This is a genomic window from Stenotrophomonas sp. 115C5, assembly GCF_056861055.1.
The window spans coordinates 324,540-336,149 of sequence record NZ_JBSPUQ010000002.1 but is presented as its reverse complement, the minus strand read 5'-3'; the positions used below and the strand labels follow the sequence as shown (position 1 = coordinate 336,149).

General features: G+C 66.7%; 13 protein-coding genes. 9 read left to right on the top strand and 4 right to left on the bottom strand.

The window, feature by feature from the left end:
* Window positions 1–31: 31 nt before the first annotated feature.
* On the top strand, window positions 32–895 hold the full coding sequence (locus tag AC13FN_RS04970; protein ID WP_230080636.1) for an ankyrin repeat domain-containing protein: 864 nt from the start codon (window positions 32–34) through the stop codon (window positions 893–895).
* Between the two features lie 15 nt (window positions 896–910).
* On the opposite strand, the gene yegS is transcribed toward AC13FN_RS04970, so the two are convergent.
* From yegS to AC13FN_RS04950, 4 genes are all read right to left on the bottom strand, one after another.
* Window positions 911–1,846, bottom strand: a complete 936-nt coding sequence (gene yegS / locus AC13FN_RS04965; RefSeq protein ID WP_049435694.1) for a lipid kinase YegS — start codon at window positions 1,844–1,846, stop codon at window positions 911–913.
* A 239-nt stretch (window positions 1,847–2,085) separates the two neighbouring features.
* Window positions 2,086–2,568 (bottom strand): GNAT family N-acetyltransferase, encoded by a 483-nt coding sequence (locus AC13FN_RS04960; RefSeq protein ID WP_043399382.1) that lies wholly within the window; start codon window positions 2,566–2,568, stop codon window positions 2,086–2,088.
* Between the two features lie 58 nt (window positions 2,569–2,626).
* Window positions 2,627–3,301: a ribulose-phosphate 3-epimerase gene (gene rpe, locus AC13FN_RS04955; protein ID WP_049435695.1), complete on the bottom strand. Its 675-nt coding sequence runs from the start codon at window positions 3,299–3,301 to the stop codon at window positions 2,627–2,629.
* A 30-nt stretch (window positions 3,302–3,331) separates the two neighbouring features.
* Window positions 3,332–3,661, bottom strand: coding sequence for a J domain-containing protein (locus AC13FN_RS04950; RefSeq protein WP_005411327.1), 330 nt, complete (start codon window positions 3,659–3,661; stop codon window positions 3,332–3,334).
* A gap of 141 nt (window positions 3,662–3,802) precedes the next feature.
* Here AC13FN_RS04950 and AC13FN_RS04945 point away from each other — a divergent pair, with 141 nt between their 5' ends.
* From AC13FN_RS04945 to AC13FN_RS04910, 8 genes are all read left to right on the top strand, one after another.
* Window positions 3,803–4,729 carry a phosphoribosylaminoimidazolesuccinocarboxamide synthase gene (locus AC13FN_RS04945; protein ID WP_008266180.1) on the top strand — a complete coding sequence of 309 codons (927 nt, stop codon included), beginning with the start codon at window positions 3,803–3,805 and terminating at the stop codon, window positions 4,727–4,729.
* 135 nt (window positions 4,730–4,864) lie between these two features.
* A complete protein-coding gene (locus AC13FN_RS04940) occupies window positions 4,865–5,350 on the top strand; it encodes an Mpo1 family 2-hydroxy fatty acid dioxygenase (protein WP_010482667.1) in 486 nt (161 codons plus the stop codon).
* 333 nt (window positions 5,351–5,683) lie between these two features.
* The gene (locus tag AC13FN_RS04935; protein WP_482985269.1) at window positions 5,684–8,515 is read left to right on the top strand and encodes a monovalent cation/H+ antiporter subunit A; all 2,832 of its coding nucleotides are present in this window, start codon (window positions 5,684–5,686) and stop codon (window positions 8,513–8,515) included.
* The gene (locus AC13FN_RS04930; RefSeq protein ID WP_005419863.1) at window positions 8,515–8,907 is read left to right on the top strand and encodes a Na+/H+ antiporter subunit C; all 393 of its coding nucleotides are present in this window, start codon (window positions 8,515–8,517) and stop codon (window positions 8,905–8,907) included. Before AC13FN_RS04935 ends, AC13FN_RS04930 begins: the two co-directional genes overlap by 1 nt.
* Window positions 8,904–10,439, top strand: a complete 1,536-nt coding sequence (locus AC13FN_RS04925) for a monovalent cation/H+ antiporter subunit D (protein WP_049480631.1) — start codon at window positions 8,904–8,906, stop codon at window positions 10,437–10,439. The genes AC13FN_RS04930 and AC13FN_RS04925 overlap by 4 nt, the downstream gene beginning before the upstream one ends.
* Entirely contained in the window at window positions 10,436–10,942 is a 507-nt protein-coding gene (locus AC13FN_RS04920) for a Na+/H+ antiporter subunit E (protein WP_049435698.1), read from the top strand. The genes AC13FN_RS04925 and AC13FN_RS04920 overlap by 4 nt, the downstream gene beginning before the upstream one ends.
* Window positions 10,939–11,223, top strand: coding sequence for a K+/H+ antiporter subunit F (locus AC13FN_RS04915; RefSeq protein ID WP_005411334.1), 285 nt, complete (start codon window positions 10,939–10,941; stop codon window positions 11,221–11,223). Before AC13FN_RS04920 ends, AC13FN_RS04915 begins: the two co-directional genes overlap by 4 nt.
* Entirely contained in the window at window positions 11,220–11,609 is a 390-nt protein-coding gene (locus AC13FN_RS04910; RefSeq protein ID WP_019338586.1) for a Na+/H+ antiporter subunit G, read from the top strand. Before AC13FN_RS04915 ends, AC13FN_RS04910 begins: the two co-directional genes overlap by 4 nt.
* Window position 11,610: the final 1 nt, after the last annotated feature.

Here is an 11,610-nt window from a genome sequence, read left to right as displayed (position 1 = left end):
TCCCCCGAACGCGTCCATGTCAAGGAATCACATGCACCGTCACCCTCACAGTTCCTTTACGCCATTTTCCTGCCTGGCGCTGATGCTGCTGATGCTGCTGAGTGCCTGCGCGCGCACGTCTTCACATGGCGCGGAGCGCTATTTCGAGGGCAAGGCCCTGGAGCTGGCCATCGCTGCCGAACAGGGTGATGCGGCGACGATCACGCGCCTGATCAAGACCGAAGGCGTGAACCCCGACAAGGAGTTCTCGAAGCAGGATGGCATTCCGCTCATCGCGTGGCCGTTGCGCGCGCAGAACCTGGAAGGCCTGCGCGCGATGCTCGACAACGGCGCCGACCCGAATGCACGGCGTATTGAAACGCTGGACGGCGAGACGTTCCGCCACAACAACGCCATGGTCTATGCCGCGAAGATGGACGATCCGCGCTACCTGGCCCTGCTGCTGGATCATGGCGGCGACCCGGACACGCGCACCTCCAATACCGAAACGCTGCTGTTCCAGGCCTTCATTTCCGGCAACCTGTGGAAGAACATCCAGCTGCTGGTGGAGCGAGGCGCACACGTCAACGAATCCAACATCGGCCAGGCCGATACCGTTCTCAGCTGGTACACCGGCCGTGGCGGCTTCGAGCAGGCCTACTGGCTGCTTGAACATGGTGCGGACCCCACGATTGCATCGCCGTCATCGGCGCAACCGGGCGCGCCCGATCGGATGGCCATGGTCGAAGCGATCTACTGGGAAATCACCACACCGGACCTGCTGCCGTGGCAGAAGAAGTGCCAGCAGTGGCTGATCGATCACGGCATTGCCCGGCCGCCGCTGCCGCAGTACATCCGCGAGAAGCGTGAAGCATTCGGGTTCCCGGCGAAGGAGCAGGACATACCGCCGTTGTAGGAGTTCCGGTCCGGCTCAGCGCGGCTCGGACAACAGTGCACAGCCCACGGGCAGGTGCATCCGCACCCGGCCCGGCACGCACGCGATGCGGAACTGGCGCGCCTGTACCGGTTCACCGTCCAGGTTGAGCGTCAGCGGGCGCTCGGACTCCACCTGCAGCCATGGCAGCCGCGCGCGCGTTGCCAGCTGTTCCAGTGCGGCCTGGGTGCCGGACTTCAGCATCTGGCCGAGCGTGGCGGTGACTTCCCCCTCCAGCTCCGGAAGCACCGTCACGTCCAGCTGCCCATCATCGATCAGTGCCTGCGGGCACAATTGCTGGCCTCCGCCGGCTTGGCGGCCATTGCCGATGCCGAGCGCGATGAAGTCGCCTTCCCACGTGAAATCCGGGCCGGTCAACCGTGCGGTGATCGGCTCGATGCGACCCAGCTTGGCGATGCCGGTGATCACGTAGGCCAGCCCGCCCAGCATCTTCTTCAAGCCGGCATCGGTCTCCACCGTCACCTGTGTGCCGAAACCACCGCTGGCAAGGTTGGCGCACCACCAGTGGGTGCCATCGGCGTCCACGCGCAGGAGATCAATCGCATGCGGCGTTGCCTGCCCGATCAATCCGAAGGCCTCCTTCGGCTCGGTGGGAATGCCGGCAGCCGTGGCGAAGTCGTTGGCGGTCCCCATCGGAATCAGCGCCAGTGATGGCAGCGCATCCGCCGGTTCCTCACGGTGGGCCAGGGTCTCGGCCACCGCACTGAGCGTGCCATCGCCACCAGCAGCCACGATCACGTCCACGCCATGATCAATCGCCTCGGCCACGTAGCGTTCGGCGTCGCCGTCCTCCCAGGTCACCCGCACTTCCAGCTGCACGCCCTGCCCGCGCCAATGGCCGACGGCGTCGCGCAACTCATCGTTGCCAGCGGATTTGCCATTGAGGATCAGGCGCCAGCGCGGTGCGGCCATGTGGTGCTTCCAGGACGGGGGCGCACAGGCTAGCAATGCGCTGTTTGTCCGCGGTGAATGTCACGCAGATGTCATTCAGCAACCGGAGAATGGAAGGCCATAGCAGGGACGACGGATGGAGGCAGGATCAGCCTCCCACGCATGCAGCGAGGCCACGCCAGTGATTGGCGTGGTCTTTTTTTTTTGGTTCTTCTCCCAGCTGGTTGGTAGATCCACGCCATGCGTGGATGCACTTCACTTCAACCGTTGGCGAAGTCGTGCAATGCCTGGCCCTGCAGCCGGTACACGGTCCACTCGTCCTGGGGCTTGGCACCAGCGGCGGTGTAGAACTCGATGGCCGGAGTATTCCAGTCCAGCACCGACCATTCGAAACGTCCGCAGCCCTCGGCTACGGCCTGGCGTGCGATGTACTTCAGCAGCGCTTTGCCGGCGCCTGCCCCGCGCTTTTCCTGGCTGACGTACAGGTCTTCCAGGTAGATGCCCTTGCGGCCCAGCCAGGTGGAGTAGTTGTAGAAGTACACCGCATAGCCGATGGCCTCGCCGTCGGCTTCGCAGATCAGCGCGCGCGCCGTGGCGTCGGCACCGAACAGGCTCTCGGCGATGCCGATCTCATCGGTCTGCACCGAATGCTCGGCCTTCTCGTAGATGGCCAGCTCACGGATGAAGTGCAGGATCAGGCCGGCGTCGGCCACGGTGGCCGCGCGGATGTTCAACAGTGCCATGGGCGGAAAAGGGGACGGAGGGGATCAGGCGAGCTTAATCCCCTCCGTCCCCTTTTTGTCAGCGCGCCGCAGCGACGTTGGCGCGCATCTGCGCGATCACGTCCTGGTAGCTGGTCTTGGCGTTGAAGATGGCCGAGCCGGCGACGAAGGTGTCCGCACCGGCGGCGGCGATCTCACCGATATTGTCGGCCTTCACACCGCCGTCGATCTCCAGGCGGATGTCCTTGCCGCTGGCGTCGATCATCTTGCGCACCACGCGCAGCTTGTCCAGCGCCGACGGGATGAAGGCCTGGCCGCCGAAGCCCGGGTTGACCGACATCAGCAGCACCAGGTCCAGGTCATCCAGCACCCAGTCGAGGATGTCCACCGGGGTGGCCGGGTTCAGCACGATGCCCGGCTTGCAGCCCAGCGAGCGGATCAGCTGGATGGTGCGGTGCACGTGGCGACTGGCCTCCGGGTGGAAGCTGATGTAGGTGGCACCGGCTTCGGCGAAGTCCGGGATGATGCGGTCCACCGGCTCAACCATCAGGTGCACGTCGATCGGCGCGGTGACGCCGTGCTTGCGCAGGGCCTGGCAGACCATCGGGCCGATGGTCAGGTTCGGCACGTAGTGGTTGTCCATCACGTCGAAGTGGACCCAGTCCGCACCGGCGGCGAGGACGTTGTCGACTTCCTCGCCGAGGCGGGCGAAGTTGGCGGACAGGATGGAGGGGGCAATGAGGCAGTGGGACATGGCCGGGCCTTGCAACGAGGGGAAAGTGGGTCAGCGCTTGCGCAGGGTCTTGATGCGATCGTAGGCGGCGTTGATCCGCCGCGACTTCTGCTCGGCCTGCTGCTGCAGCTCGGGGGCGGCGCCGCCAAGCTTGTCGGGGTGGTACTGCGAGATCAGCTTGCGATAGGCGCGCTCGACCTCGGCATCGGTGGCCTCGGAGGTCAGCCCCAGCTCCCGGTACGGATTCTCCTTGTTCAGGCGGAACCAGTCCGAGTCGAAGGCATGGCCGATCAACAGGCCGACCACCGCGCCAAACAGCGGATTGGGCCGGAACAGCAGGGCGCCGGCGATGAATCCGAGCAGTTTTCCGTACCAGCGCATGGCGCTCCGGGGGCGACCGACGAAATGGACGCTCATTTTACGTCACAGCGGGCCCGGACGGCTTTACACTAGGCCGCCCGCTGGTCAGCGGGCCCGCCGGGTCCGTTGGGCAGCCGTATCGACAACGCCCCAGGAGTGCCCGTGCCAACCACGCTGTTGCAATCCGATCTCCCCGGCCTGCCCTTGCGCCATCGCGGCAAGGTGCGTGATGTGTTCGATATCCCGCGCGAGCGGCTGCCCGCAGGGACCCCACCGGGCGACTACCTGCTGATGGTGGCCACCGATCGCCTGTCGGCGTTCGACGTGGTCCTGCCCGACCCGATTCCGGGCAAGGGCGAGATGCTCTGCCAGGTGTCCAACTTCTGGTTCGCCAAGACCGCGCACCTGATGCCCAACCACCTGACCGGCATCGACGTGGCCAGCGTGCTGCCCGAGGGCGTGGACCCGGCCCTGTATGCAAAGCGCGCGGTGGTCACCCGCAAGCTGAAGCCGGTGCCGGTGGAAGCGATCGCCCGCGGCTACCTGATCGGCAGCGGCTGGAAGGATTACCAGCGCACCGGCAAGGTCAGCGGCATCGACCTGCCCGACGGCCTGCGCCAGGCCGAGCAGCTGCCCGAGCCGATCTTTACCCCCTCGACCAAGGCCGCCGTCGGCGACCATGACGAGAACATCGATTTCGATGCGATGGTGAAGCAGGTCGGTGCGGACCTGGCCGAGCGCGTGCGCGATGCCACCCTGCGCATCTACAAGTTCGCCGCCGACTACGCCCGCGAGCGTGGCATCATCCTGGCCGATACCAAGTTCGAGTTCGGTACCGACGCCGATGGCCGCCTGTACATCATGGACGAGATGCTGACGCCGGATTCCTCGCGTTACTGGCCGGCCGACGAGTACGAAGTGGGCACCAGCCCGCCGAGCTACGACAAGCAGTTCGTGCGCGATTACCTGGAGACGCTGGACTGGGGCAAGACCGCCCCGGGCCCGAGCATCCCGGCCGAGATCATCGAGCGCACCCGCGCCAAGTACGCCGAGGCGCTGCAGCGCCTGGCCGGGATCAGCGTCGACTGATCCGCCTGCGCCCCCGGCCCGCCGGGGGCGTTTCATTTTGGTGGTAGTGCCGGCCGCTGGCCGGCAACCTCGGCGAATCCGCAGCCAGACATGGCCTGGCTCTACTGTCGGCCCTGGCGGGAGTATGCTGGCCGCATGCAGACATCCACCGAGCTTGCGCGGCCGATCGACCGCTATTTCGCCAGCTACTCCGACGACCACCGCAATGTGATCAACCAGCGCATCCACGTGGTGGCGGTACCGGCGATCCTGTGGTCGGTGGTGGCCCTGCTGTGGTGCCTGCCGCCGCTGATCACCTGGTTCCAGTACGGCATCTGGTCGGCGTTCGCGATGTTCAGCGCGTGGTGTTTCTACAACAAGCTGTCGCGCCCGCTGGGCATCGGCATGCTCATCCAGTTCTTCGTGTTCGGCTGCCTGTGCCGCCTGCTGGAGGCCGAGATCGGCCTGCAGGCCCTGCGCTGGCTGGCGGTGGGCGTGTTCGTGGTGGCCTGGATCGCGCAGTTCATCGGCCACACGTTCGAGGGCCGCAAGCCCAGCTTCCTGACCGACCTGACCTACCTGCTGATCGGCCCGGCCTGGGTGATGGCCAAGTTCTACCGCAAGCTCGACTGGCGCTATTGAACTGCGGCCGGCCGACGGCGACCGTCGTTTCCTGAACGGGCAGATTCCGTCACCCGCACTCCACGACGGCCCTGCCAGCCTGCCCCGGTGACTCGCTCCCCACTTCCCGCCCGTCGACGGCAGCCCCTGTGCGACAGGGCCTGCGGTCTCCCTGCGTGGGCGTAGGGTGTCCTCCCAGGGCTAGCGGGGAAGAGATGCAGGAACGCGATGCTGCACCGCAGAAAAAATGAATCAGCGAACGTTACATGCAATTGATCGCTGTTCGATGGGTTTCGGCGACATTTCGCAGCCTGTTATCCTCCCTGACCTGCTCGTGAATCATGGATTCCCTGCATGCTCCCCAGCCTGCCCCTGCTGCTGGCCCTGCCGTTCCTGATGGCAGCGGCTGTTGCGGCCTTCCCCCGTAGTTCGCGCTCGACTGCTGCCTGGCTGGCGGCGCTGGCGCCGTTGGGCGGACTGGCCATCCTCGGCTGGCTGACCCCGTCCGTACTCGACGGCCAGGTGGTGCGGACGATGGTCCCTTGGCTGCCACAGATCGGCCTGGACTTCACCCTGCGCCTGGACGGGCTGGCCTGGATGTTCGCCGGGCTGGTGCTGGGGATCGGCGCGCTGGTGGTGCTGTATGCGCGCTACTACCTGAGCCAGCAGGACAACGCGCACCGCTTCTACTGCTACCTGCTGCTGTTCATGGGCGCCATGCTGGGCATGGTGCTGTCGGGCAACCTGCTGTTGCTGATGATCTTCTGGGAAATGACCAGCATCAGCTCGTTCCTGCTGATCGGCTTCTGGTCGCACCGCCAGGACGCCCGCGAAGGCGCGCGCATGGCGCTGGTGATCACCGGCGGTGGCGGCCTGGCCCTGCTCGGCGGCGTGCTGCTGATCGGCCGCATCGTCGGCAGCTTCGACCTGGACGTGGTACTGGCCGCCGGCGAGCAGATCCGCGCCAGCGCGCTGTACCCGTATGCCCTGTTCCTGGTGCTGGCCGGCATCTTCACCAAGAGCGCGCAGTTCCCGTTCCACTTCTGGCTGCCGCACGCGATGGCGGCGCCCACCCCGGTCTCGGCCTACCTGCACTCGGCCACCATGGTGAAGGCCGGTGTGTTCCTGCTGGCGCGCCTGCATCCGGCGCTGGCCGGCAGCGACCTGTTCTTCTACACGGTCAGCGGCATCGGCGCGATCACCCTGTTGATCGGCGCCTGGAACGCAATCTTCCAGCACGACCTGAAGGGCCTGCTGGCCTATTCAACGATCTCGCACCTGGGCCTGATCACCCTGCTGTTCGGCCTGTCCACGCCGATGGCGGTGGTGGCCGGCGTGTTCCACATCCTCAACCACGCCACCTTCAAGGCCTCGCTGTTCATGGCCGCCGGCATCATCGACCACGAAACCGGCACCCGTGACATGCGCAAGCTCGGCGGCCTGCGTAAGCTGATGCCGTTCACCAGCGCGCTGGCGATCATCGCCTCGCTGGCGATGGCCGGCATCCCGCTGCTCAACGGCTTCCTGTCCAAGGAAATGCTGTTCGCCGAAGCGCTGACCGCCGGTGGCGGCCCGGGTGCGATGCGCACGGCGGTGTCGGTCGCCGCGCTGCTGGCCGGCGTACTGGGCGTGGCCTACAGCCTGCGCTTCGTGCACGACACTTTCTTCGGCCCTGGCCCGCACGACCTGGACCGCGTGCCGCATGAACCGCCGCGCTGGATGAAGGTGCCGGTGGAACTGCTGGTGGTCATCTGCGTGGCGGTAGGCATCGCCCCGGCACTGACCGTGGCGCCGGTGCTGCATGCCGCTGCGGCGTCGATCCTCGGCAACGCCATGCCCGAGTACAGCCTGGCGGTCTGGCACGGCTTCAACCTGCCGCTGGCGATGAGCGCGATCGGCGTAGTCGGTGGCGTGGCGCTGTACTTCGGCCTGCGCAAGCTGATCAACCTGCACGGCGTGGAAACCCGCACCACCGGCCGCAACGTGTTCCATGCGCAGCTGGATGCCCTTTCCGCGCTGGCCATGCGCCTGACCAATGGCATCGCCAATGGCAGCCTGCAGCGCATGCTGCTGGGCCTGGTGCTGGTGGCGATCGTGGTCGCCGCCGCGCCGTTCGTGGCCAACCCGGCCTCGCCGAACTGGACCGCGCCGCAGCCGATCCCGCTGCTGGGCTGGGTGCTGTGGCTGGTGATGATGGCCTGCGCCGTTGCCACCCTGCGCGTCTACAAGCAGCGCCTGCTGGCGGTGCTGCAGGTGGGCGGTGTCGGCCTGATGGTGGCACTGACCTTCGTGTTCCTGTCCGCACCCGATCTGGCCCTGACCCAGCTGCTGGTGGAGATGGTGACCCTGGTGCTGATGCTGCTGGGCATGAACTACCTGCCCGCGCAGTCCGGGCCGGAGCGGCCGCGCTGGCGCAAGCGCCGCGATGCGGTGATCGCGATCATCGCCGGTGCCGGGCTTGGCGCGCTGGCGTACTCCGCGATGACCCTGCCGCCCAACACCATGGCCGGCGAGCTGCTCGCCCGTGCCCTGCCCGAGGCATATGGCCAGAACGTGGTCAACGTGATCCTGGTCGACTTCCGCGGCTTCGATACCTTTGGCGAGATCACCGTGTTCGGCATCGCTGCGCTGGTGGTGCACGCGCTGCTGCGGCGTACGCGGATGGCACCTGAGCAGATCATGCCCGGCCCGCCGATCAAGCTGCCGGTGCCGGCCGACCTGGCGCAGATCATGTTCCCGCTCACCCTGACCGTGTCGATCTTCCTGTTCCTGCGCGGCCACAACGCACCGGGCGGCGGCTTCATCGCCGGCCTGGTGCTGGCGGTGCCGCTGCTGATCCAGTACGTGATCCAAGGCACCGCGTCGGTGGAGTCGCGCTTCGGCTTCGACTACATCCGCTGCATTGGCATGGGCCTGCTGATCGCCCTGCTCAGCGGCTGCGCCTCGATGCTGTTCGGCGTGCCGTTCCTGACCAGTGGCCACCTCGACCTGCACCTGCCGCTGATCGGCGACGTGCCGCTGGCAAGCGCGATCGGTTTCGACATCGGCGTCTACCTGGTGGTGTTCGGCGGCGCCATGCTGATGCTGTCGATGATGGGCACGATCAAGCCGTCGCGTACCCGCACTGCCCGCAAGGGTGAGATCGACCTGCAACGCCGTTCGGCCCGCACCGGGGAGATGCACTGATGGAACTGGCCCTGGCTACCGCGATCGGCGTGCTGACCGCCATCGGCATCTACCTGCTGCTGCGTGCGCGCAGCTTCGATGTGATCCTCGGCATGACCTTCCTGTCCTACGCCACCAACCTGCTGATCTTTGCCGGTGGCCGCGTGGTGCTGGGCAAGGCGCCGGTGCTGCAGGAAGGCGTGGACAGCCATCTCGGCAACTACACCGACCCGTTACCGCAGGCACTGGTGCTGACCGCGATCGTGATCGCCTTCGCGATGACTGCGGTGAGCATCGTGCTGGCCATGCGCAGCCGCAGCGACAACCACAGCGACCACGTGGACGCCCACGAGCCCGACGACGACCTGCAGGATGAGCGCGTGCCGCCGCGCCAGGGCGAGGACCGCGCATGAACCACCTGGTGATCCTGCCGATCCTGATTCCCCTGCTGGGCGCTGCGCTGTCGCTGTTCGTCGAACACCGTCGCTACGGCCCGAGGGTGCAGCGCGCGGTGGCCTGGACCGCGCTGTCGGCGCTGGCCCTGGCGGTGGGCCTGCTGTTTGCCAGCACGGCCAGCGGTGACATCAACGTCTACCTGCTGGGAGACTGGCCATCGCGGCTGGGCATCGCGCTGGTGGCCGACCGGCTGTCGGCGTGGATGCTGCTGACCACCCTGCTGCTGGCCATTCCCTGCCTGCTGCATGCCTGCTCGGGCTGGGACCGCCGCGCACCGCACTTCCATGCGCTGTTCCAGTTCCAGCTGGTGGGCCTCAACGGTGCGTTCCTGACCGGCGACATCTTCAACCTGTTCGTGTTCTTCGAGGTGATGCTGATCGCCTCCTACGGCCTGCTGCTCAGCGGTGGCCGCGGCCTGCGCATGCGCATCGGCCTGCATTACGTGGTGTTCAACGTCACCGCCTCGACCCTGTTCCTGATCGCGCTGGGCCTGCTGTACGCCTCACTGGGTTCGCTGAACATGGCCGAGCTGTCGCAGCGCATCGCCGAAGTGCCGCCGGCGCAGCTGACCCTGGTGAAGGCGACGATGGGCCTGTTGCTGCTGGTGTTCTGCGCCAAGGCTGCGCTGATGCCGCTGTACCTCTGGCTGCCGGAAGCGTATTCGCGCGCACCGGCCGCCGTGGCCGCGCTGTTCGCGATCATGACCAAGGTCGGCCTGTACTCGGTGCTGCGCATCCAGATGCTGTGGTTCGGCGACGATGCCGGCGCGATGACCGGCTATGGCCGCGACTGGCTGCTGTGGGCCGGCGTGGCAACGCTGGTGCTCGGTGGCCTGGGTGCGCTGGCCGCAACCCGCCTGCGCGTGCTGATCTCCTACCTGGTGATCGTGTCGGCAGCCACGCTGTTCATCGCCTTCTCGGTAGGCACGCCGCAGGTGCTGTCAGCCGGCCTGTACTACTTGCCACACAGCAGCTTCGTCGCCGCCGCGCTGTTCCTGATTGCCGACCTGATCCGCCGCCGACGTGGTGGCGCCAGCGACCGCAAGGAAGTGGTGGCACCGATGCCGGGCAAGGAAACCCCAGCGGTGCTGTTCCTGATCGGCGCGGTATCGGTGGCCGGCCTGCCGCCGCTGTCCGGCTTCCTGGCCAAGGCCGCGCTGCTGGCTGGCATGCCGGCACAGTACACCGCCCCGGTCTGGACCGCGGTGCTGGTCAGCAGCCTGCTGGTGATCATGGGCCTGACCCGCGGCGGCATCCGCCTGTTCTGGCGCGTGCCACCGGTGGATCCGGAGGCACCGAAGCCGCGCAAGGCACGCCTGCGCCGGGTCGAGCTCTACGCCGCCTGCATCCTGCTGGGCTACGGCATCGGCATGACCCTGGGCGCCGCCCCACTGATGCGCTACACCGACGCCACCGCCGCACAGCTGCTGCACCCCAGTGAGTACGTGCAGCAGCTGCGTGCGACCACGCCGGAGATCCGCCAGCCATGACCGCCCAGCGCTCCCTGTTCCGCCGCGTCATTCCCTCGCCGATGCTCAGCATCATGGTGGTGGCGTTCTGGCTGCTGATGTCCGACAGCTTCACCCTCGGCCAGATCGTGCTGGGGCTGGTGCTGGGCGTGGTGGTGCCGCTGTTCGCTGCACGCCTGGACCGCGAGTTCGCGCGCATCGGCACCCTGCGCCCGTTGCCGAAACTGCTGTGCGTGACCCTGTGGGACATCCTGATGTCCAACATCCGCGTCGCCATCCAGGTGCTCGGCCCGGAGAAGAACATCCACCCCGGTTTCATCTGGTTGCCGCTGGACATCGCCAACATCCACGGCATCGCCGCGCTGACCAGCATGATCACCCTGACCCCGGGCACGGTCTCGGCCGCGCTCAGTGACGACCGCAAGTACCTGCTGGTGCACGTGCTGCACCTGGAGGACCCGCAGGACCTGATCGATACGATCAAGCGCCGTTACGAGGCGCCGTTGATGGAGATCTTCCCATGACCGGTTTTGAAGTCATCCAGACCACGCTGGTGGTGTGCATGCACGTGGTCGGCCTGGCGATGCTGCTGGCCACCTGGCGCCTGCTGCGCGGGCCGACCGTGCCCGACCGCATCCTCGCGCTGGACACGCTGTCGGTGACCGCGATCGCCGAACTGATGCTGTTCGGCATGTACCTCAACTCACCGATCTACTTCGAGGCCGCGCTGATCATCGCCATGCTCGGCTTCGGCAGCACCGTGGTGCTGAGCAAGTTCGTGCTGCGCCGGGACATCGTCGAATGATCACCGCGATCCAGATCGGCCTGTCGATCCTGCTGCTGTTCGGCTGCTTCTTCATCCTGGTCGGCGCACTGGGCCTGGTGAAGCTGTCCACCTTCTTCAAGCGCCTGCACGCACCGACCAAGGCCAGCACGCTGGGCGTGGGCTGCGTGCTGGTGTGCTCGGTCTGCTACCACATCTTCCTCGGCCAGGACCCGCAGCCGCGCGAGCTGCTGATCACCGTGTTCCTGTTCATCACCGCGCCGATCAGCGCGCACATGATGGCCAAGGCCGCGCTGTCGCTGCTGATGGAGACCCGCCCCAGCCTGCCCGGCAACGAGCCGGCCGCTGAAGAGCAGCTGCCTCCGCCGGAACCGGTGCGCGAGGAAGAAGGTTCGCAGAGCCGGTAAA

Bases quoted from the DNA above. Each gene is read 5' to 3' on its own strand.
- AC13FN_RS04970 (WP_230080636.1), top strand. From the start codon at position 32: ATGCACCGTCACCCTCACAGTTCCTTTACGCCATTTTCCTGCCTGGCG.
- yegS (WP_049435694.1), bottom strand. From the start codon at position 1,846: ATGGCCGCACCGCGCTGGCGCCTGATCCTCAATGGCAAATCCGCTGGC.
- AC13FN_RS04960 (WP_043399382.1), bottom strand. From the start codon at position 2,568: ATGGCACTGTTGAACATCCGCGCGGCCACCGTGGCCGACGCCGGCCTG.
- rpe (WP_049435695.1), bottom strand. From the start codon at position 3,301: ATGTCCCACTGCCTCATTGCCCCCTCCATCCTGTCCGCCAACTTCGCC.
- AC13FN_RS04950 (WP_005411327.1), bottom strand. From the start codon at position 3,661: ATGCGCTGGTACGGAAAACTGCTCGGATTCATCGCCGGCGCCCTGCTG.
- AC13FN_RS04940 (WP_010482667.1), top strand. From the start codon at position 4,865: ATGCAGACATCCACCGAGCTTGCGCGGCCGATCGACCGCTATTTCGCC.
- AC13FN_RS04935 (WP_482985269.1), top strand. From the start codon at position 5,684: ATGCTCCCCAGCCTGCCCCTGCTGCTGGCCCTGCCGTTCCTGATGGCA.
- AC13FN_RS04930 (WP_005419863.1), top strand. From the start codon at position 8,515: ATGGAACTGGCCCTGGCTACCGCGATCGGCGTGCTGACCGCCATCGGC.
- AC13FN_RS04925 (WP_049480631.1), top strand. From the start codon at position 8,904: ATGAACCACCTGGTGATCCTGCCGATCCTGATTCCCCTGCTGGGCGCT.
- AC13FN_RS04920 (WP_049435698.1), top strand. From the start codon at position 10,436: ATGACCGCCCAGCGCTCCCTGTTCCGCCGCGTCATTCCCTCGCCGATG.
- AC13FN_RS04915 (WP_005411334.1), top strand. From the start codon at position 10,939: ATGACCGGTTTTGAAGTCATCCAGACCACGCTGGTGGTGTGCATGCAC.
- AC13FN_RS04910 (WP_019338586.1), top strand. From the start codon at position 11,220: ATGATCACCGCGATCCAGATCGGCCTGTCGATCCTGCTGCTGTTCGGC.